This window comes from Pseudomonas sp. HY13-MNA-CIBAN-0226, assembly GCF_040310305.1.
Taxonomy (GTDB): Bacteria; Pseudomonadota; Gammaproteobacteria; order Pseudomonadales; family Pseudomonadaceae; genus Aquipseudomonas; species Aquipseudomonas gregormendelii.
Map to the genome: position 1 here is coordinate 217,634 of NZ_JBEOPS010000004.1, position 20,314 is coordinate 237,947.

The following is a 20,314-nucleotide window of genomic DNA, read 5'->3' on the forward strand; positions in this document are numbered from 1 at the left end:
CTATAGTTGATGTGAACAAGAATCTGCGCGGTGGAGCCATGGAAGACATATTCGTCGTCAAGCGGTGCAACAAGATCATCATCCACGGACGCCGAGCCGGTGAAGTCAGCCATGCGCCACCCGATGCCTCGGTCTGGTACAGGGTGACGGACACTCGCACCCGCGGCTTCATCGGCGACGGATTCGATCTGGAAGAAGACGCGCGCCGTGAATGTCAGCGTCTCAACGACAGGTCCCGTGTGACGGTCCGACAGGGCTGAAGTACGGGTCTATACTTGAAGCGCTGACGGAGCGGCGTACCCATCGACAGACTGCTCGCACCTTGCGGGTTGTTTGCTGCCATTTACCAGGTTTCTTGAACGGAGGTGTGTCATGTCCGAAAAAGAGTCCATCACCACCCTGCTTACCCTGCTTGATTCACGCCAGGCGCGACTGGCGGCTGCGTGCAAGGAAATTGCCGACTGGGTTGATCATCAAGGCGGGCACCCAACTGCCCTGCGAATCCGCGATCGGCTCAATGACATTGAAAAAGACACGCCGCTGATCCGCAACACCCTGTCCTCACTGCGACCGGTTGACAGGCCGTTGCCGCGCTTCAGGTAGTAAGCACTGGACGCCCCGATGAAAGCGCTGTTCTGATTCAGGACGCATTAACGGCGACGTCACCGTGTGCGTCCTTACCCGATTTTGGTTGACCTCTGTTTAACCGCTGAGTCTTGCGCCAGTTTTTTCACGCCTCTTTCACATCGAGTGCCCTACAGTGAATTCACTCCTTTGATGAATCCCCTTGGCCCGCCCGCATGCGGGTCATTTTTTTGCCTGGGATTCAGTGGGCGCCCAATCCAATGGAACGAGCCCGTTAGGCGCTTTTCAAATTCCATATGCCCCCGAATTGGCTTTGGGACGCTTCGCAGAGGCAATCCCGAGTAACAGAAAAATCCTGCTTTTGCTCGCCTGCCTGAGCCCAGGTGTCGTGGTAGCCCCGTTCTATTACGGAGCCGAGAATTTGCGGCAATCTAAAATCGACTGCAAGAGCGGCGGTGGCAGCTGGAAAGCCAAGTAGCAGCTGCGCCTCGCCCGGCCTGGATCATCGACCCTCACGCGAAAGGCGAGGTGTTTATGGAGGCGCAACAAAAAGGGCCTGCATGAAGTATCTCATGCAAGCCCTTGATATATATGGTGCCCGAAGCCGGAATCGAACCGGCACGCCCTTACGAGCGGGGGATTTTAAGTCCCATGCGTCTACCAGTTTCGCCATTCGGGCGGTAGCGCGGTCAAGCAGCCTGAATTTCACCAGTCACTCCTGGCAGATCCGACGCTTGTGCAGCAGAGGTGGGAATATATACATCCCGACCGCGTGAAGCAAGTTCACAAGCCTCTTTTTCGAGACTAAATCTTGCAATCTCGCTGGTTAAATCTCTTGGCAAATCATGGATCTACAGCGCAATACTCGAGCAGCAGGTGCAGTCGCGCGCTGGCGAGGGAGACCTGCAACGGTTCCAACGTGTGCTCCACCCCCGGCTGATTGCGCCGAAAAGCACCGGATGGGCTTAAATTGCATAGTGGCTGTTTACGAAACACCGGTGTAGCACTTACCACTCACTATTGATGTACTGAGTACTGAGATTATTTTCTGGCGTCATTATTGAGTCGATCGTCCATTCGTCACAACTCCACAAACCGCCTTGCTCTTTCAAAGAGCGCTGCTAACGTGTTATCACGCCGCGCGATTTGGTTAAGTCGTCATCTCGAGGATGGCAACTATCATTAGCCGCCATGTTGGCGTGTTGTCTATGACAACTCGATGCTATGCAACTGTTTAACGCTCGGTTCTTCGATTGTTTGCTTTGCACGTATTACTGCCAAGCGTATTTGTATTATCAGACTGCGCCAGCCATATCGCCTTCCCCTCTGATTCGACGCCACCTTCCGAGCCACACTGATCAGGGTCTCGCCATGAATTCCTCGCTGCAGGCTCCAACCGACAAGCTCGAAAGCGTTCAAATGCTGCGCGCTATCGCAGCACTCGCCGTGGTGTTTTTTCATATTCCGTTGTTTCGCAATGGCGACTGGGGCGTTGATATCTTTTTTGTCATCAGCGGTTTTATCATGGCCATGGTCACCGCTAAATCAGGCAGCCACTTTTTTATTAAAAGAATTATCCGTGTCGTTCCGTTGTATTGGCTCGGCACCCTCGGTGTATTCGCAGTTGCCTTGTTGCTGCCGAGCTTGCTCGACAACACTACGGCCGATGGCGTCGGGCTGCTTAAATCGCTCTTCTTCATTCCGTACCAGAAAGGCGAGTACGTTCAGCCGCTGTTGTACTTGGGCTGGACTCTGAACTACGAAATGTTCTTTTATGCCTTGTTCGCCACTTCCATGGCCATCAGCCACCGTTATCGCCTGCTCATTTGCTCGGCCCTGCTTCTGGCCTTAGTGGTGGCGGGCCACCTGGTGGCGCTTGACGCGCTAGTGGCCCAGTTCTACACACAGCAGATCCTCGCCGAGTTCGTCCTTGGCATGGGCTGCTACGCTTTCTACGCCCGCACCGCCACGTGGCGTGCCGACGGCACGACTAACGGCGCGCGCACTGTGCTCATCCTGATCGGCCTGGCTGCTCTGGTGTACATGCCCTTTGCCGTTGACTTGACCCACTGGCTGGGACGCGGGCTGGCCTGGGGTATCCCGGCTGCAGTTGTATTTCTCACACTGGTGCACGGGTTGTCGGGGCTGAATTTGCCTGGGTGGGTGGTATTGATCGGCGATGCCAGTTACTCCCTGTATCTATTCCACCCGTACGTACTGAAGGTCTTCAACAAGGTATTCCATGTTTTCGACGAGCCTGGCGCCCTCGCCTACCTGATGACGCCCGTAAGTATCGCTCTGTGCTGCATCGTGGCAATCGGTATTTACCGCCTGGTGGAGCTTCCAATGACCCATTGGCTGCGGGTCATGTTAATCGACAGAAGGAAGCTGCCCAGCCAACCGCCGGTCTTGCCCATGGGGACGGTGGGCCATAAAAGCGGCGTGGAAGGCTGATACGCTCAACCACCGCACTTTCCGGAAGCCAAAAAAAAACCCGTAACTCACTGAGTTACGGGTTTTTTAATAGTGGAGGCCGAGGTCGGAATCGAACCGGCGTAGGTGGATTTGCAATCCACTGCATAACCATTTTGCTACTCGGCCTCAAAACATTTGGTGTCGTGTAGCGCAACATCAAATGTGTACAAACTTGGAGCGGGAAACGAGACTCGAACTCGCGACCCCGACCTTGGCAAGGTCGTGCTCTACCAACTGAGCTATTCCCGCGTCTTGGTGTGGCGCATTCTATAGAATCCAGAAGCCCCGTCAACCCCTTGATTCAAAAAAGTTTTATTTCTTTTCTACCTCGGTCTTCAGATGTGGCCAGGCAGCCCGCAGGTACTGGACCATCGACCACAAAGTCAGGCCGGCAGATATCAGCAACAGCGCGTAACCCACCAGCACCCAGAAGGTGAAATCCGATGGATTGGCCAGCAGGATCACCAGCGCGAGCATTTGCGCGGCGGTTTTCCATTTGCCCAGGTTCGACACCGCCACATGAGCGCGGGCGCCGAGTTCAGCCATCCACTCGCGCAATGCCGAAACGACAATTTCACGACCGATGATCACGGCTGCCGGCAGCGTGAGCCACAGATTGCCATGCTCTTGCACCAGCAGCACCAGCGCGACAGCAACCATCAGCTTGTCGGCCACGGGATCGAGAAACGCCCCGAACGGTGTGCTCTGCTCCAGACGGCGGGCCAGATACCCGTCCAGCCAGTCCGTCGCGGCGGCAAATGCGAACACCGACGCGGAGGCCATATAGCTCCACTGGTAAGGCAGGTAGAACAGCAAAATAAAGATCGGGATGAGCAGGACGCGTAGAACGGTAATCAGATTAGGGATATTCATCGGCACAACTGGCTACGAGGTGAGGTGGCATTCTACTCGCTGTGCAGATTTGCATAAATCAACTCTGCGAGCTTTTTACTGATTCCGGGTGCTTTGGCGATCTCTTCGATGCTGGCACGAGACAGCTCCTGCAATCCACCAAAATGTTTCAACAAATCACGACGACGGGTTGGCCCGACTCCGGCTACGCCTTCCAGCGTAGACGTCCGACGGGTTTTACCACGACGGGCACGGTGACCGGTAATAGCAAACCGGTGGGCTTCGTCGCGAATCTGCTGGATAAGGTGCAGCGCGGGGGAATCGCCGCGCAGGGTGAACTCATGGGCGGCGTCGTTGAGGTACAGGGTTTCAAACCCTGCCTTGCGGGTTGCGCCCTTGGCCACGCCCAACAGGATGAGGTCCGGCACCGCCAGTTCATTGAGCACGTCCCGGGCCATCGACAGCTGGCCCTTGCCCCCGTCCACCAGCAGGATGTCCGGCAGCTTGCCGTCCCCGTCCTTCAGCTTGCTGAAGCGCCGGGTCAGGGCCTGGTGCATGGCCGCGTAGTCATCGCCTGCAGTCACGCCTTCAATGTTGTAGCGTCGGTAGTCGGACTTGATCGGCCCTTCGGGGCCGAACACCACGCAAGACGCCACGGTCGCTTCGCCGCTGGAGTGGCTGATGTCGTAGCACTCCAGGCGTTGCGGCGGCTCGTCCAGGTTCAGTACTTCTGCCAAGGCATCGAAACGTGCTGCAACATGTTGCCGGTTGGCCAGCCGTGCGCCCAGGGCCTGTTCGGCATTGGTCACCGCTAATTGCTGCCAGCGCGCTCGGGTGCCACGCACCCGATGACTGATGGACAACTCACGACCACGCAGCTCTTCAATGGCGGCGATCAATGTCGGAAAGTCTTCGTGAACCACGTTGACGATCAATTCGCTGGGCAAGTCGCGTTCGGGACTGCTGATGAAGTAGTGCCCGAGAAAAGCGGCCATGACTTCTGAAACGTCTTCGTCGATACCCACCTGCGGAAAGAAATTCTTGCTGCCCAGGACCCGGCCTCCGCGCACGCTGATCAGGTGCACGCAAGCACCGCCCGGGTTGACGAACGCGGCGATGACATCCACGTCGCCGGTACCGCCTTCCATGCTCTGCTGGTCCTGAACCCGGCGCAGCAGGGAGATCTGGTCGCGCAGCTCAGCCGCGCGCTCGAATTCGAGATTGATCGCGGCTTCTTCCATGCCCGCGGACAATTCATCGGTCAGCGCATTGCTGCGCCCCTCCAGGAACATGACCGAGTGCCTGACGTCTTCGGCATACACATCGGGCTCCACCAGGCCGACACACGGTGCCTTGCAGCGCTTGATCTGGTACTGCAGGCATGGTCGCGTACGGTTCTTGTAGTAGCTGTCTTCACACTGGCGAACAAAAAAGGTCTTCTGCAGCAAACTCAGGCTTTCGCGGATGGCACCAGCGCTGGGGTAAGGACCGAAGTACTTGCCCTTGGCTTTTTTTGCGCCGCGATGAATGCTGAGCCTTGGAAACTGGCCATCCGAAAGGAACACATACGGATAGGACTTATCGTCGCGCATCAGAATGTTGTAGGGCGGTCGCCATTCCTTGATCAACGTCTGCTCGAGCAACAGCGCCTCGGTTTCGTTGGCCGTGATGGTCGTCTCGACCTGGGCAATACGCGCGACCAGCGCGGCCGTCTTTGGTGCGAGCCCCGACTTGCGAAAGTAGCTCGACAGCCGACTCTTGAGGTTCTTGGCTTTGCCGACGTAGAGCAGGCGCGCATCGCTGTCGAACATGCGATAGACACCGGGGCGCCCACTGACCGTGGACAGAAAAGCGCTGGGATCGAAAGTTTCAGTCATTTCAGAGGCTGGCATCGACCATGCCGTGACGAACCGCCAACAGCGTCAACTCGACGTCACTGCTGATCGAAAGCTTTTCGAAAATGCGGTATCGGTAGGTGTTAACGGTTTTCGGGGACAGGCACAATTTATCGGAGATGATCTGCACCTTCTGGCACCCGACAATCATCAGCGCAATCTGGATTTCCCGCTCGGACAAGGCGTCGAACGGTGAATCGCTGGTGGGCTGGAACGATTTGATCGCCAGTTGCTGGGCAATTTGCGGACTGATGTAGCGCTGCCCGGCAAACACCAGGCGGATGGCCTGGACCATTTCCGGCAGCCCGGCACCCTTAGTCAGGTACCCCGCCGCCCCGGCCTGCAACAACCGGGTAGGGAACGGATCTTCCTCGCACACGGTCACCGCGACCACCTTGATGTCGGGATGGCTGCGCAACAGCTTGCGCGTGGCTTCAAGGCCGCCGATACCTGGCATCTTGACGTCCATTAGGACCACATCGGGTTTCAACTCGCGCGCCTTGAGCAGGGACTCTTCCCCTGACTCGGCCTGGCCGACTACTTGCAGGCCATCGATGTCAGCCAGCATTCGTGTAATGCCTGTACGAACGAGATCATGGTCATCGACTACTAGCACCCTAATCAAGCAGACACCTCACGCAATGGTCTTATTGGTTGCCGGACACCTTAGCAAAAAGCGACTCCCAGACCTAGCGCCAAGCGCCAACTAAAAAGTTTCAATTCGTCTTGGGAGGCTTGTCGTCTGCGCGTTTCAGCGAATCCTGCGACCGCGCGCAATTTCTGATTGAAACCGCCTGCCCGCCTCTAGTAAGCTCCCTGCATCCATCGGAGACAGACCATGACAAACACCCTTGCACAGCTTCGTACCGCCAGCGCCCTGCGCTCGGTTGCGGCTGCCCGGGTGAATGACGCCTGCGCTCCGGTCAGCTTTTATTTTGGGTATTGGTTTAGCCACTGGCGCGCCTGATACCCACACGGCGCCCACTTGAAACGGGTCGCCACCAGAGATTTCTCAACCCCCGGTCGGCCTCCCGACCGGGGGTTTTGTTTTTTCAGCTCCACACATTTTTTAGCGTCATACCAGACACCACGAGGATTACCCGATGAACTACGCCACTTATTACCGTTACGACATTTTTACCGCCTGGCGATTTACCAGCCTCCGCTCGGGACAGCCTGCCGCCTCCGATCGGTCACCCACAGGTGGCAAGCACACACACGCAGCCAATCCGGCTAATTGTCGAACACCCCAGTAGGGCCGAGCGCGCGGGAACGAACCCGCCCCTCGTCCAGGAAGCCTGAATATGAACTCGTCCGTCTCCGCCATGCCGCTGTCCACCCTGAGCCCTGCCAACGAAGCGCTGACACTGCGCCTGCCGAGCTCATTGCAACTCAAACAGCAATTGCCCCTCAGCAACACCCTGACGCAGCAAGTCGCCGCCCATCGCGACGCAGTCCGGGCGATCCTCAACGGTGAAGACTCCCGTTTGCTGGTGATCGTCGGTCCCTGCTCGATCCATGACCCGCAATCGGCCCTCGAATACGCCGCCCACCTTGCACGCCTCGCCACGGAAGTCAGTGACGAGATGCTGCTGGTCATGCGCGCCTACGTCGAAAAACCACGTACGACCGTTGGCTGGAAAGGCCTGGCCTACGATCCGGAACTGGATGGCAGCGACGACATGGCCGGCGGCCTGGCGCTGTCGCGGGAATTGATGCGCGAAATGCTTCGGCTCGGTTTGCCGGTCGCCACCGAGTTGCTGCAACCGATGGCGGCAGGCTACTTCGAAGACCTGCTGAGCTGGGTGGCCATAGGCGCGCGGACCACTGAGTCGCAGATACACCGGGAAATGGCCAGCGGCCTGAGCATGCCGGTCGGTTTCAAGAACGGCACCGATGGCGGCGTCGGCGTCGCCAGCGACGCGATGCGCTCAGCCGCCCACCCGCACCGCCATTTCGGCGTTGACAGCCAGGGGCACCCGGCAATCATCCAGACCCCGGGCAATCCGGACACTCATCTGGTGTTGCGTGGGGGCCATAGCGGCCCGAATTACGATCGCACCAGCGTGGCCCAGGTGAACAGTGACCTCAGTCGCTTGAAGATCCCGACCCGGATCATGGTCGACTGCAGCCACGCTAACAGCGCCAAGGATCCGCTACGGCAACCGGCGGTGTTCAATGATGTGCTCGAACAACGCCTGCAAGGCGACCGCTCGCTGATTGGCATGATGATCGAAAGCCATTTGTTCGAAGGCTGCCAGCCACTGGGCGCGTCCCTGCGTTATGGCGTGTCGGTCACGGATGGGTGCCTGGGCTGGAGTGCAACCGAGCAATTGCTGCGCGAGGCGGCGCAAAAGCTGCGTAGGAGCTGAGTAGGAGCTGAGTAGGAGCTGACGAGTGAAACGAGGCTGCGATCTTTTGACCCTGCGTCTTTACATGCCCACACACCCATTTTCGCCGTAACGAATCTAACCACAGCTCCGAACCGGCGGACTGCCTGCGCAAGGCCGCCTCATAGAACCGATGGAACTTTGAGAAGAATTGGGCCACTGAATCCGGTAGGCTCACCACTTTACTGAACATTGATTGGAGTTTTTCCCATGCCTAAAGCTACTGCCCGTCACATCCTCGTTGCCAGCGAAGCCAAGTGCAACGAACTGAAAACCCAGATCGAGGGCGGCGCAGACTTCGCCGAAGTCGCCAAAGCCAACTCCACTTGCCCTTCCAGCCGCCAGGGTGGCGACCTCGGTTCGTTCGGCCCGGGCCAGATGGTCAAGGAATTTGACACTGTAGTGTTCAGCGCGCCGATCAACACGGTGCAAGGCCCGGTCAAGACCCAGTTTGGCTATCACCTGCTGGAAGTGACCAGCCGCCAGGACTGATCAGTCCGCGCAGCTTTCACCACGACGGCCCGCCCTTTGGTGGGCCGTTGTGTATGGGACGATCAATTCGGCTGGCGAGGGATGCGCCGCTAGCGTACAAATTACGGTTATCGACCGCCCGGCTCTAAGGCTGACAATGCGACTGGCTTTCCCTACTGTGCTATTCACTGCCGTGGCCCTGTTGTTTGGCGCCGCCGGTGTGAATGCAGCACCGCAACATGCACTGACCGTGTACGGCGAACCCGCCAAGTATCCTGCCGGCTTCAGCCACTTTGCCTACACCAATCCCCTGGCCCCAAAGGGCGGCACCTTGCGCCGCTCGGCGGTCGAGATCGGTCACTTCGACCACATGCTGCCGTACATCGACAAAGGCATCGGTGTCACGCAGATCGACGGCATGCTCTACTCGCCCCTGGCCCAGCGCTCGATGGACGAGCCCTACACCGTGTATGGCCTGGTAGCGCAACAAATGGAACGCTCTGATGACGGCCTGTCCCTGCGTTTCTACCTGAACCCGAAAGCGCGTTTCGCCGATAGCACGCCAATCACTGCCGAAGACGTGCGCTATACCTTCGAACTGCTGATGACCCAGGGCAGCCTGCGCTATCGCAGCCAGTTCGCCGACGTCAAAGGGGTGGAGATCGAATCGCCGCTGACGGTTCGGTTCGATTTCAAGAGTAACGAGAACCGCACCCTGCCCCTGGACATCGCTACCCTGCCGGTATTCCCCGAGCACTGGTGGAAGACTCGCGACTTCGCTGCTGGTGGCGGCTACGAGGCACCCCTGGGCAGCGGCCCCTACAGGGTCGGCAAAGTCGATTCCGGGCGCAGCATCACGTTCGAGCGCAACCCCGACTGGTGGGGCAAGGACTTGCCGGTGAGCCGTGGGCTGTACAATTTCGACCATTTCAGCATCGAGTATTTTGGTGATACCGACGTGGCGCGGCAGGTGCTGCGCGGCGGCGCCTATGACTACAACCGCGAGTTCTCCGCCACGGGTTACTCCATTGGTTATGACAGCCCCGCCCTGCGCGACGGCCGATTGCAAAAAGCCCACCTGGCTACCCAGGCACCGCAACCGAGCCAGGGTTTCGTGTTCAATTTGCAAAACCCGATGTTCCAGGATCGGCGCACGCGCCAGGCATTGGCCATGCTCTGGGATTTCGAATGGAGCAACCGGCAGATGATGCGCAACCTGTACATACGCCAGCAGAGCTTCTTTTCCAACACCGAACTCGCCGCCCGGCATCTGCCGGACGCTGCGGAACTGGCGATACTCGAGCCGTTGCGCGGGCAGATACCCGACGAGGTGTTCACCCAGGTGTTCGAAGCGCCGAAAACCGATGGCAGCGGAGTCATCCGCGACAAACAGTTGCAGGCCCTGGAGTTGCTTGAACAGGCCGGCTGGAAACCCGAGGGCGATCAATTGGTGAATGCTGAAGGCAAGCCGCTGAGCTTCACCTTCCTTGTCAGCCAGAACGGCATTGACCGCTTGCTGCTGCCTTACAAGCGCACGCTGAAGCAGATCGGCATCGACTTGAACATCCGCCGCATCGATGCCTCCCAGTACGTCAACCGCCTCATGAGCCGTGACTACGACATGATCGTCACCGGTTACCCGGTCACTACGTCACCCGGTGGCGAGCTGCTCAACTATTTCGGCTCGGCCTCGGCCAACGACCCGGGCGCCAACAACTACATGGTGCTCAAGAACCCTGCGGTGGACAGTTTGGTGAACGGCCTGATCCGCGCCTCGACCCAGGCCGACATGCTGCGCTACGCCCACGCCCTGGACCGGGTACTGCAGTGGAACTACTACTGGATCCCCAACTACTATCCGCCGGGCACTTCCACCGTCTGGTGGAACCGTTTCGGCATGCCCAACGAGCAGGCGAGCAATGACGAAGCCATCGAAAGCTGGTGGGAAATGAGCACCACGCCCCTGACCAACCAACAGATGACCGCCGAGCGCATCAGCCGCAGCAAACCCGGAGGGCCGCATTGATGTGGGCTTATACGTTACGGCGTCTGCTGCTGATCATTCCAACCCTGGTGATCATTCTGCTGGTCAACTTCGTCATCGTTCAGGCCGCACCTGGCGGCCCGGTCGAACAGGCCATTGCGCACCTGCAAGGCATCGGCGGCGCGAGTGTGGGCGGCGGTTCCGGCGATGCACCGTCGGGCAGTTCCCGGGCCAGTCGCGGGTTAGACCCGCAATTGATCAAGGAAATTGAAAAACAGTACGGTTTCGACAAACCGGCCCATGAGCGGCTGTGGCTGATGCTCACCAGCTATGCGCGACTGGACTTCGGCAAAAGCTTTTTCCGCGGCGCCACGGTCACCGACCTGATCCTGGAGAAGATGCCGGTCACCATCTCCCTGGGCCTTTGGGCCACGCTGATCACCTACCTGGTGTCAATCCCGCTGGGCATACGCAAGGCGGTGCACCACGGCAGCCCATTCGATATCTGGAGCAGCACCGCGATCATCGTTGGCTATGCGATGCCGGCGTTCCTGTTCGCGATGTTCCTGATCGTCATGTTCGCCGGTGGCACCTCACTGAACTGGTTTCCGGTGCGGGGCCTGGTCTCGGACAACTTCGAATCGCTGTCCACCGTGGGCAAGATCGCCGACTACTTCTGGCACCTGGTGCTACCGGTCACGGCGCTGGTCATTGGCGGGTTCGCCACCCTGACCATCCTGACCAAAAACTCCTTTCTCAACGAAATCACCCGCCAATACGTGGTCACCGCACGCGCCAAGGGCATGAGCGAACGCCGGGTGCTGTACGGCCATGTGTTTCGCAACGCCATGCTGCTGGTGGTTTCGGGCATTCCCCAGGCGTTCATCAGCGTGTTCTTCGCCGGCTCATTGCTGATCGAGGTGATCTTCTCCCTCGATGGCCTGGGCCGCATGAGTTACGAAGCCGCCGTCTCGCGGGACTACCCGGTGGTCTTCGGCTCCCTGTTCATCTTCACGCTGTTTGGCCTGCTGATTAAACTGATTGGCGACCTCTGCTACACCCTGGTCGACCCCCGTATCGACTTCGCCGCGAGGAACGCCTGATGTTCAAGCTCTCGCCGCTGGGTCGTCGGCGCTTCGAACGCTTTCGCAAAAATCGTCGCGGCTGGTGGTCGTTATGGCTGTTCATCGGTCTGTTCCTGCTGACCCTGGGCGGCGAACTGATCGCCAATGACAAACCACTGGTGGTCAGTTACCAGGGCGAACTGTATTTCCCGGCCTTCAAGCGCCACACCGAGCAGGAGTTCGGTGGGCAGCTGCCGTTTCAGGCCGATTACCGCAGCGAATATGTGCAGAAACTGATTAAAAAAGATGGCGGCTGGATGCTGTTCCCGCCCATTCCCTTCAGCGCGGACACCCCTAATTACGACCTGAGCAAACCCGCCCCCAGCCCGCCTTCGAGCGAGAACTGGCTGGGCACTGACGACCAGGCTCGCGATGTGTTGGCCCGGGTGATTTTCGGTGCGCGGGTGTCGATTCTGTTCGCCCTGATGTTGACCGTGGTCAGTGCGCTCATCGGCATTGCCGCCGGCGCCTTGCAAGGTTATTACGGCGGTTGGGTAGACTTGCTCGGTCAGCGCTTGCTGGAGGTGTGGTCCGGGTTGCCGGTGCTGTACCTGCTGATCATTCTCTCGGGGTTCGTCGAGCCCAATTTCTGGTGGCTGCTGGGGATCATGGCGCTGTTCTCCTGGCTGGCCCTGGTGGACGTGGTGCGTGCCGAGTTCCTGCGCGGGCGCAACCTCGAATACGTCAAGGCTGCGCGAGCGCTGGGGCTGACCGATCGAAAGGTGATCGTGCGGCACATCTTGCCTAACGCCATGAATGCGACTTTGAGCTATCTGCCGTTTATCCTGACCGGCGCGATTTCCACGCTGACGGCCCTGGACTTCCTCGGTTTTGGCATGCCCGCCGGGAGTGCATCCCTGGGCGAACTGATTGGCCAGGGCAAACAGAACCTGCAGGCACCCTGGCTTGGGCTGACGGCGTTTTTCACCCTGGCACTGATTCTTTCCTTGCTGGTTTTTATCGGTGAGGCATTGCGCGATGCTTTTGATCCGCGATCTTGAATGACGGACCGTTGATATGAGTAACCTGATCGAAATCCGTGACCTCTGCGTGGCCTTCAGCGGCCAGACCGTGGTGCGCAATCTGTGCCTGGACATTCGCCCCGGCGAATGCCTGGCACTGGTAGGCGAGTCCGGCTCCGGCAAATCGGTGACCGCGCATTCGATCCTGCAACTGCTGCCCGAGACCGGCACCGAGACCACCGGCAGCATCCGCTATCATGGCAAAGAGCTGCTCGGCGCCGACCCCAAGGTGCTGCGCGAATTGCGCGGCAACCGGATAGCGATGATCTTCCAGGAGCCGATGACGTCGCTCAACCCCCTGCACAGCATCGAGAAGCAGATCGGCGAAGCGCTCCTGCTGCACAAGGGCCTGACCGGCAAACCGGCCCAGGCACGTATCCTCGAGTTGCTGCACCTGGTGGGCATTCAAAAACCTGCGGAGCGGCTCAAGGCCTACCCGCATCAACTGTCCGGGGGGCAACGGCAACGGGTCATGATCGCCATGGCCCTGGCCTGCGAACCGCAGCTGCTGATCGCTGACGAGCCCACCACCGCGCTCGACGTCACGGTGCAGCGCAAGATTCTGCTACTGCTCAAATCCCTGCAGCAGCGCCTGGGCATGTCCCTGTTGCTGATCAGCCACGATTTGAACCTGGTGCGCAGCATCGCCCAGCGCGTGTGCGTGATGAAGGCCGGGGAGATCGTCGAACAGGCACCCTGCGAAACCCTGTTCAACGAACCGAAACACCCCTACAGCTGCGTCTTGTTGAATGCCGAGCCGGCAGGCGAAGCATTGCCCCGGGACGAGCGCGAGAATGTGCTGGAAGTCGATGACTTGAGCGTCAAGTTCCTGCTCGGTAGCCGGCTGTTCCAGCGCAAGACCTACCTGCACGCCGTCGATGGCATCAGCTTGAACATCCAGCGCGGCAAGACCCTTGGCATAGTCGGCGAGTCCGGTTCGGGCAAGTCGACATTGGGCCAGGCGATCCTGCGCCTGCTCGACTCCGAAGGCAGTATCCGCTTTCAGGGCGCGGCGCTGGACGGTCTAACGCAAAAACAGCTAAGGCCGTGGCGCAAGAAAATGCAGGTGGTGTTCCAGGACCCCTTCGGCAGCCTGAGCCCTCGCATGTCGGTGGCGCAGATCATCAGCGAAGGTCTCGAAGTGCACAGCCAACTGAGCGCTGATGAATGCCAGGCCGAGGTGATCCGGGCGCTGGAAGAAGTCGGCCTGGACCCGCAAAGTCGCCATCGTTATCCCCACGAGTTCTCAGGCGGCCAGCGCCAACGCATCGCCATTGCCCGGGCGCTGGTGCTGAAACCGGCGCTGATCCTGCTTGACGAGCCTACCTCGGCACTGGATCGTACCGTGCAAAAACAAGTGGTCGCCCTGCTGCGTCAGCTCCAGGAAAAACATGGCCTGACGTACCTGTTCATCAGCCACGACCTGGCCGTGGTTCGCGCGCTGGCCCACGATATGATCGTGATCAAGGACGGCAAGGTGGTGGAACGCGGGGCCAGCCATGAGGTGTTCGATTCACCGCAGCATCCGTATACCAAGGAGTTGCTGGCCGCGGCGCTGCTTGGCGGGCCCCCATCATGAACACCACCGAAAGCCTCAAGGACTACCAGCGCGTGCGCCTGCTGGCGATCCGCTCGCTGTTCGAGATCATCGAGCAATCGAGCGAAGGCACGGTCATCGTCGACCGCGATGCCAACATCGTCTGGATGAACGAGCGCTACGCCCGCCGCTTTGGCCTGGAATCGGCTGAAGTGGCTATCGGCAAGCCATGCGAAAGCGTGATCCCCGGCAGTCTGCTGCGCGAGGTGGTGCGCACCGGCCGGCCGATCCTGCTCGACATGCAGGACACCCCCAAGGAGCCGCTGGTGGTCATGCGCCTGCCTATCCATGACGATACCGGTGTGGTGATCGGCGCCATCGGCTTTGCGCTGTTCGACGAGTTACGCAGCCTCTCGCCCATGCTCAAGCGCTACATGAGCATGCAAGAGGAACTGGCCTCGACCCGCTCGTTGCTGCGGGCACGCCAGAGCAAGTACAACTTTGCCCACTTTATTGGCACCAGCACCGCGACCCTCGAAGTCAAGCGCCGTGCCCGACGCGGTGCCAGCGCCGATTCTCCGGTGTTGCTGCTCGGCGAAACCGGCACCGGCAAGGAACTGCTCGCCCAGGCGATCCACGGCGCGTCACCCCGGGCCCACAAAGCCTTTGTTAGCATCAACAGCGCGGCCATCCCCGAAGCACTGTTGGAAGCCGAATTCTTCGGCACCGCTCCCGGTGCGTTTACCGGCGCAGACCGCAAGGGTCGCATCGGCAAGCTGCAATTGGCGCAAGGAGGCACGCTGTTCCTCGACGAGATAGGCGACATGCCCCTGCCCTTGCAGAGCAAGTTGCTGCGCGTGCTTCAGGAGAAGGAGTTCGAGCCAGTGGGCTCCAACGAAATGATCCAGAGCGATGTGCGCGTCATCGCGGCGACTTCCACGGACCTGGAAGCGGCGATCAAGCGCGGCGAGTTTCGTGCCGACCTGTATTACCGCCTCAATGTCTTGCCGATCCATGTGCCGCCGTTGCGTGATCGCCCAGGCGACCTGCCAGCCTTGAGCGAGGCGATCCTTGAAGAGCTGCGCAGCCAGCATGAACTCAACCAAGAGGCCCTGGCGCTGTTGGCGCAACACGCCTGGCCGGGCAACATTCGTGAATTGCGCAATGTGCTGGAGCGGGCGGCATTGCTCAGTGATGATCTGATCCTCGACGCCCAGGAAATACGGGCGGCAATCGGCACGTTGACTCCAGTGGAGCGTGCGGCGCCACCGGTGATCGTGACAGCTGCGCATGAGACGTTCAGCCAGGCGCGGGAGCGTTTTGATCGACAACTGATTGAATCAGCCCTGGCGCAATGTAGCGGCAAGGTCATTGATGCGGCAGTGCTGCTGGGGTTGGGGCGGTCGACGTTGTACAAGAAGATGGTCGCTTTGGGGATTGCCGAGTCTCCAATATGAGACATGGGTCTCTATTGGTAGATAGACCCTCATCGCGGGCACGCCTTGCTCCAACAGGTGCGAGGCCTAGCACAACTGTTGCAGTCTTCAGGGTTCTGCAGGAGCAAGGCTTCCCCTGGATGGCTCCCCCCAGCCGAAGCAATTCTCCAATCCGAGACAAAAACCTTCACGCCAATCTCAATGAAACAACATTTTCCTTATATTTCAATGAGTTGTACCACTGGCACGAAACTCGCTAAAGCGTCTCCTACCAAGCCTCACCCAAAAAAATAACAATTCAGGAGACACACCATGAGTGTGATCATCGCCTTGGCAGCCCTGGCGCTGCTAATGCTGGCCGCCTACCGCGGCTACAGCGTCATCCTCTTCGCCCCTATCGCCGCCCTCGGCGCCGTCCTGCTCACCGACCCTTCCGCCGTTGCACCTGCCTTCACCGGCGTGTTCATGGAAAAAATGGTCGGTTTCATCAAACTGTACTTTCCGGTATTCCTGCTCGGTGCGGTGTTCGGCAAGCTGATCGAGCTGTCCGGCTTTTCGCGCTCTATCGTCGCCGCAGCGATCCGCATGCTCGGCACCCGCCAGGCGATGCTGGTGATTGTGATGGTGTGCGGGCTGCTGACGTATGGCGGCGTGTCGCTGTTTGTCGTGGTGTTCGCGGTCTACCCGTTCGCCGCCGAAATGTTCCGCCAGAGCAATATCCCCAAGCGCCTGATCCCGGCAACCATCGCCCTAGGTGCCTTTTCGTTCACCATGGACGCCCTGCCCGGCACTCCGCAAATCCAGAACATCATCCCCAGCACCTTCTTCAACACCACCGCATGGGCAGCGCCCTGGCTGGGATTGATCGGTTCCATATTCGTGGTGTGCGCCGGCATGCTGTTCCTGCAGCGCCAGCGCAACAAGGCCCAGCGCGCGGGCGAAGGCTATGGCACCGAGCTGCGCAACGAGCCGGAGACAGCCGAAGACATCAAGCTGCCAAACCCCTGGATCGCCCTGTCGCCACTTTTGGCCGCGGGCGTCATGAACCTGCTGTTCACTCAATGGATTCCCCAGTGGTACGGCAAGACTCATAGCCTCGCCCTGCCGGGCATGAGCGCACCGGTCACCACCGAAATCGCCAAGCTCACGGCGATCTGGGCGGTACAGGCTGCCCTGCTGATCGGCATCCTCATGGTTCTGGCATTTGGCTTCAAGGCGATTCGCAGCAAGCTCGCCGAAGGCAGTAAAAGTGCTGTAAGCGGCGCGCTGCTGGCAGCCATGAACACTGCATCGGAGTACGGTTTTGGCGCAGTGATCGCCTCGCTGCCGGGCTTTCTGGTATTGGCCGACTGGCTCAAGAACATCCCCAACCCACTGGTCAATGAGGCGGTTACCGTGACCTTGCTCGCGGGGATTACCGGCTCGGCGTCCGGGGGCATGAGCATTGCCCTGGCGGCCATGTCAGAACAATTCATCAGCGCAGCCAATGCCGCCAACATTCCCCTGGAAGTGCTGCACCGGGTGGCCGCCATGGCCAGTGGCGGCATGGACACCTTGCCGCACAACGGCGCGGTGATCACCTTGCTGGCCGTTACCGGCCTGACGCACCGGGAAGCTTACAAAGACATTTTCTGTATTACGCTGATCAAGACCCTGGCGGTTTTCGTGGTCATCGGCACTTTCTACGCCACTGGCATTGTGTGAGGTATTCATGACCACTCTTTCGGGCAAGACCGCACTGGTTACCGGTTCCACCAGCGGCATTGGCCTGGGCATTGCCCTGAGCCTGGCCAAGGCCGGCGCCAACGTGGTGCTCAACGGCTTTGGCGATGCCACGGCAGTGATCACCCAGGTAGAGCAATTTGGCGGCAAGGTAGGCCATCATCCGGCTGATGTGAGCGATCCATCGCAGATCGCCGAGATGATCGCCTACGCCGGGCGCGAGTTCGGCGGCATCGACATTCTGGTGAACAATGCCGGCATCCAGCACGTCGCGGCCGTGGAGGATTTTCCCGTGGAGCGCTGGGATTCGATCATCGCGATCAATCTTTCGTCGGTGTTCCACAGTACGCGCCTGAGCCTGCCCGGCATGCGCGCGAAGAACTGGGGGCGGATCATCAACATCGCCTCGGTGCATGGCCAGGTGGGTTCCACTGGCAAGGCTGCGTATGTGGCTGCCAAGCATGGGGTCATTGGCTTGACCAAGGTGGTCGGCCTCGAAACCGCGACCACCGGGGTGACCTGCAACGCGATCTGCCCAGGCTGGGTGCTGACGCCGCTGGTGCAGAAACAGATCGATGATCGCATTGCCAAAGGCGTTGACCCGCAGCAGGCGCAGCATGATTTGCTGGCGGAGAAACAGCCGTCCCTGGAGTTCGTCACGCCGCCGCAACTGGGTGAACTGGTGCTGTTCCTGTGCAGTGACGCGGGCAGCCAGGTGCGGGGGGCCGCTTGGAATATCGATGGTGGGTGGTTGGCTCAGTAGCCAGGTAGGGCCAAAGTCTGCTCCCTCAGGCTATATGCAAGACCTGTGGGAGCAAGGCTTGCCCGCGATTGGATTTCAAAATAAAAAAAGAGGCCAAGCCATGTCCACCATCCTTTGGCAACCCGATGCCGACCGCATTGGCAAGACACGCATGGAAGCGTTTCGGCGCTTTATCAATCAACGCCATCACCTGCATGTCGATGACTACCCTGCCCTGCACCAATGGTCCATCGATCAGCGCGCGGACTTCTGGCAAGCCATTGTCGACTTTTTCGACATCCGCTTTCACCAGCAACCGGACTGCGTTCTGCTCGAAGGCGCACAGATGCCCAGCGCCCAGTGGTTCCCCGGCGCCACGCTGAACTTCGCCGAGCACCTGTTGCGGCGCCGCGACGATGCGGTGGCCGTGGTCGCCATCGCAGAAAACGGTCAGCGCGAACAGCTGACCTGGGCGCAACTCAGTGAACACGTCGCCGGATTGCAGAACAGCCTCAAGGCTGCCGGCGTCGGCCTGGGTGACCGGGTGGCCGCATGCATGCCCAATACCTGGCAAACCCTGGTGGCGATGCTCGCCACCACCAGCCTGGGGGCCATCTGGTCCTGCTCCTCACCTGACTTTGGCACCCAGGGCGTGATCGACCGCTTTGGCCAGATCGAACCAAAAGTGCTGATCACCTGCGCCGGATACCGCTACGCCGGCAAGGACATCGAGCAAACCGTCAAGGTCAATGAAATCCTCGTACGGCTGCCGTCCTTGCAACAGCTGATCGTTGTTCCTTACGCTCGGCCACAGGCGCGTATCGACGACTTCCATACTCCGGCCAATGTCAGCCTGTGGGAAGACTTCTACGAAGTCGGTGGCGAGCCTGATTTTATTGCCGTGCCTTTCGCGCACCCGCTCTACATCCTCTACTCCAGCGGCACCACCGGCGTACCCAAGTGCATCATCCACAGCACCGGTGGCGTGCTGCTGCAGCATGTGAAAGAACATGGCCTGCACGCCGACCTGGGAGTCGGCGACCGGTTGTTCTACTACACCACCTGCGGCTGGATGATGTGGAATTGGCTGGTCTCGGCCCTGGCGGTCGGCAGCGCGGTGGTGCTGTACGACGGTTCGCCGTTCCATCCTGGTCCGGAACGCCTGGTCGACCTGATCGACGATGAACGCATCAGCGTCTTTGGCACCAGCCCGAAGTTTCTCGCGACCCTGGAAAGCAGCGGCCTGAAGCCCCGGCACAGCCACGACCTGGGCAGCCTGAAAACCCTCCTGTCCACGGGCTCGGCCTTGTCGCCGCAAAGCTACGACTACGTCTACCGCGACATCAAGAGCGACCTGTGCCTGGCCTCAATGTCTGGGGGCACCGACATCGTCTCGTGCTTCGTCATCGGCAACCCGCTATTGCCGGTGCGCCGTGGCGAAATGCAGGGCAAGAGCCTGGGTATGGCCATTGAAGTGTGGAACGACGAAGGCCATCCGGTCATCGGCGAGAAAGGCGAGCTGGTGTGTACCCGGCATTTTCCGGCGATGCCGATCGGATTGTGGCATGACGCCGATGGCGAGAAACTGCGGGCCTCCTATTTCAGCCAGTTTCCCGGCGTGTGGGCCCAAGGCGACTACGCCGAGCAACTGGTGCATGGCGCAATGATGATCCACGGCCGGTCGGACGCGGTGCTCAACCCGGGCGGTGTACGCATCGGAACGTCAGAGATCTATCGCCAGGTCGAAAAAGTCCCGCAGGTCGTGGACAGCGTGGCCATCGGTCAACAGTGGCAGGATGATGTGCGGGTGGTGCTGTTCGTGAAACTGCGCGAGGGAGTGTCGCTGGATGAAGGCCTGCAACAACAGATCCGCCAGATCATCCGCGCCAATACCACGCCACGGCATGTTCCGGAGAAGATTGTCGCGGTCACCGACATTCCTCGCACCATCAGCGGCAAAGTGGTGGAGTTGGCGGTGAGGAATGTGGTGCATGGGCAGCAGGTCAAAAACACCGATGCACTGGCCAATCCCGAGGCGCTGGAGCAATACCGCAACCGCCCCGAATTGCACAACTGATA

16 protein-coding genes and 3 tRNA genes are annotated in these 20,314 nt (G+C 59.7%); 13 read left to right on the forward strand and 6 right to left on the reverse strand.

Translation table 11 applies throughout. The annotated features are described in order from the left end of the window. Positions 1-2: 2 nt before the first annotated feature. Both AAEZ05_RS06390 and AAEZ05_RS06395 read left to right on the forward strand, forming a co-directional pair. On the forward strand, positions 3-260 hold the full coding sequence (locus AAEZ05_RS06390) for a hypothetical protein (RefSeq protein WP_082069131.1): 258 nt from the start codon (positions 3-5) through the stop codon (positions 258-260). A 112-nt stretch (positions 261-372) separates the two neighbouring features. After that, entirely contained in the window at positions 373-603 is a 231-nt protein-coding gene (locus AAEZ05_RS06395; RefSeq protein WP_045058296.1) for a hypothetical protein, read from the forward strand. Between the two features lie 574 nt (positions 604-1,177). Here AAEZ05_RS06395 and AAEZ05_RS06400 read toward each other — a convergent pair. After that, a tRNA-Leu gene (locus AAEZ05_RS06400) sits at positions 1,178-1,264 on the reverse strand. A gap of 545 nt (positions 1,265-1,809) precedes the next feature. On the opposite strand from AAEZ05_RS06400, the gene AAEZ05_RS06405 reads away from it, so the two are divergent. After that, complete coding sequence (locus AAEZ05_RS06405) at positions 1,810-3,039, forward strand: acyltransferase family protein (RefSeq protein WP_350646829.1); 1,230 nt, start codon at positions 1,810-1,812, stop codon at positions 3,037-3,039. Between the two features lie 73 nt (positions 3,040-3,112). Here AAEZ05_RS06405 and AAEZ05_RS06410 read toward each other — a convergent pair. The 5 genes from AAEZ05_RS06410 to gacA all read right to left on the reverse strand — a co-directional run bounded on the left by AAEZ05_RS06410 (position 3,113) and on the right by gacA (position 6,432). Beyond that, positions 3,113-3,186, reverse strand: a tRNA-Cys gene (locus tag AAEZ05_RS06410). Positions 3,187-3,233: 47 nt separating this feature from the next. Then, positions 3,234-3,309, reverse strand: a tRNA-Gly gene (locus tag AAEZ05_RS06415). Positions 3,310-3,372: 63 nt separating this feature from the next. After that, positions 3,373-3,933 carry a CDP-diacylglycerol--glycerol-3-phosphate 3-phosphatidyltransferase gene (gene pgsA / locus AAEZ05_RS06420; protein ID WP_045058294.1) on the reverse strand — a complete coding sequence of 187 codons (561 nt, stop codon included), beginning with the start codon at positions 3,931-3,933 and terminating at the stop codon, positions 3,373-3,375. Between the two features lie 32 nt (positions 3,934-3,965). Then, complete coding sequence (gene uvrC / locus AAEZ05_RS06425) at positions 3,966-5,789, reverse strand: excinuclease ABC subunit UvrC (RefSeq protein ID WP_045058351.1); 1,824 nt, start codon at positions 5,787-5,789, stop codon at positions 3,966-3,968. Position 5,790: 1 nt separating this feature from the next. Next, a complete protein-coding gene (gene gacA, locus AAEZ05_RS06430) occupies positions 5,791-6,432 on the reverse strand; it encodes a response regulator transcription factor GacA (RefSeq protein ID WP_082069126.1) in 642 nt (213 codons plus the stop codon). Between the two features lie 679 nt (positions 6,433-7,111). On the opposite strand from gacA, the gene AAEZ05_RS06435 reads away from it, so the two are divergent. The 10 genes from AAEZ05_RS06435 to AAEZ05_RS06480 all read left to right on the forward strand — a co-directional run bounded on the left by AAEZ05_RS06435 (position 7,112) and on the right by AAEZ05_RS06480 (position 20,312). Continuing rightward, positions 7,112-8,179, forward strand: coding sequence for a 3-deoxy-7-phosphoheptulonate synthase (locus AAEZ05_RS06435; protein WP_205892835.1), 1,068 nt, complete (start codon positions 7,112-7,114; stop codon positions 8,177-8,179). 228 nt (positions 8,180-8,407) lie between these two features. After that, positions 8,408-8,689 carry a peptidylprolyl isomerase gene (locus AAEZ05_RS06440; RefSeq protein ID WP_045058291.1) on the forward strand — a complete coding sequence of 94 codons (282 nt, stop codon included), beginning with the start codon at positions 8,408-8,410 and terminating at the stop codon, positions 8,687-8,689. Between the two features lie 136 nt (positions 8,690-8,825). Beyond that, positions 8,826-10,694, forward strand: coding sequence for an extracellular solute-binding protein (locus tag AAEZ05_RS06445; protein ID WP_350646830.1), 1,869 nt, complete (start codon positions 8,826-8,828; stop codon positions 10,692-10,694). Then, positions 10,694-11,755: a microcin C ABC transporter permease YejB gene (locus AAEZ05_RS06450; RefSeq protein WP_350646831.1), complete on the forward strand. Its 1,062-nt coding sequence runs from the start codon at positions 10,694-10,696 to the stop codon at positions 11,753-11,755. Before AAEZ05_RS06445 ends, AAEZ05_RS06450 begins: the two co-directional genes overlap by 1 nt. Next, complete coding sequence (locus tag AAEZ05_RS06455; RefSeq protein ID WP_205892838.1) at positions 11,755-12,777, forward strand: ABC transporter permease; 1,023 nt, start codon at positions 11,755-11,757, stop codon at positions 12,775-12,777. The genes AAEZ05_RS06450 and AAEZ05_RS06455 overlap by 1 nt, the downstream gene beginning before the upstream one ends. A gap of 16 nt (positions 12,778-12,793) precedes the next feature. Further along, the gene (locus tag AAEZ05_RS06460; protein WP_350646832.1) at positions 12,794-14,377 is read left to right on the forward strand and encodes an ABC transporter ATP-binding protein; all 1,584 of its coding nucleotides are present in this window, start codon (positions 12,794-12,796) and stop codon (positions 14,375-14,377) included. Further along, positions 14,374-15,792 carry a sigma-54 interaction domain-containing protein gene (locus AAEZ05_RS06465; protein WP_045057561.1) on the forward strand — a complete coding sequence of 473 codons (1,419 nt, stop codon included), beginning with the start codon at positions 14,374-14,376 and terminating at the stop codon, positions 15,790-15,792. The genes AAEZ05_RS06460 and AAEZ05_RS06465 overlap by 4 nt, the downstream gene beginning before the upstream one ends. Before the next feature lie 291 nt (positions 15,793-16,083). After that, complete coding sequence (locus tag AAEZ05_RS06470; RefSeq protein WP_350646833.1) at positions 16,084-17,475, forward strand: GntP family permease; 1,392 nt, start codon at positions 16,084-16,086, stop codon at positions 17,473-17,475. A 7-nt stretch (positions 17,476-17,482) separates the two neighbouring features. Next, on the forward strand, positions 17,483-18,256 hold the full coding sequence (locus AAEZ05_RS06475) for a 3-hydroxybutyrate dehydrogenase (RefSeq protein ID WP_045057563.1): 774 nt from the start codon (positions 17,483-17,485) through the stop codon (positions 18,254-18,256). A 100-nt stretch (positions 18,257-18,356) separates the two neighbouring features. Beyond that, on the forward strand, positions 18,357-20,312 hold the full coding sequence (locus tag AAEZ05_RS06480; RefSeq protein ID WP_205892840.1) for an acetoacetate--CoA ligase: 1,956 nt from the start codon (positions 18,357-18,359) through the stop codon (positions 20,310-20,312). Positions 20,313-20,314 lie beyond the last annotated feature (2 nt).

Bases quoted from the DNA above. Each gene is read 5' to 3' on its own strand.
- AAEZ05_RS06470 (WP_350646833.1), top strand. From the start codon at position 16,084: ATGAGTGTGATCATCGCCTTGGCAGCCCTGGCGCTGCTAATGCTGGCC.
- AAEZ05_RS06440 (WP_045058291.1), top strand. From the start codon at position 8,408: ATGCCTAAAGCTACTGCCCGTCACATCCTCGTTGCCAGCGAAGCCAAG.
- AAEZ05_RS06405 (WP_350646829.1), top strand. From the start codon at position 1,810: ATGCAACTGTTTAACGCTCGGTTCTTCGATTGTTTGCTTTGCACGTAT.
- AAEZ05_RS06475 (WP_045057563.1), top strand. From the start codon at position 17,483: ATGACCACTCTTTCGGGCAAGACCGCACTGGTTACCGGTTCCACCAGC.
- AAEZ05_RS06455 (WP_205892838.1), top strand. From the start codon at position 11,755: ATGTTCAAGCTCTCGCCGCTGGGTCGTCGGCGCTTCGAACGCTTTCGC.
- AAEZ05_RS06460 (WP_350646832.1), top strand. From the start codon at position 12,794: ATGAGTAACCTGATCGAAATCCGTGACCTCTGCGTGGCCTTCAGCGGC.
- AAEZ05_RS06450 (WP_350646831.1), top strand. From the start codon at position 10,694: ATGTGGGCTTATACGTTACGGCGTCTGCTGCTGATCATTCCAACCCTG.
- pgsA (WP_045058294.1), bottom strand. From the start codon at position 3,933: ATGAATATCCCTAATCTGATTACCGTTCTACGCGTCCTGCTCATCCCG.
- AAEZ05_RS06395 (WP_045058296.1), top strand. From the start codon at position 373: ATGTCCGAAAAAGAGTCCATCACCACCCTGCTTACCCTGCTTGATTCA.
- AAEZ05_RS06465 (WP_045057561.1), top strand. From the start codon at position 14,374: ATGAACACCACCGAAAGCCTCAAGGACTACCAGCGCGTGCGCCTGCTG.
- AAEZ05_RS06480 (WP_205892840.1), top strand. From the start codon at position 18,357: ATGTCCACCATCCTTTGGCAACCCGATGCCGACCGCATTGGCAAGACA.
- AAEZ05_RS06445 (WP_350646830.1), top strand. From the start codon at position 8,826: ATGCGACTGGCTTTCCCTACTGTGCTATTCACTGCCGTGGCCCTGTTG.
- AAEZ05_RS06435 (WP_205892835.1), top strand. From the start codon at position 7,112: ATGAACTCGTCCGTCTCCGCCATGCCGCTGTCCACCCTGAGCCCTGCC.
- uvrC (WP_045058351.1), bottom strand. From the start codon at position 5,789: ATGACTGAAACTTTCGATCCCAGCGCTTTTCTGTCCACGGTCAGTGGG.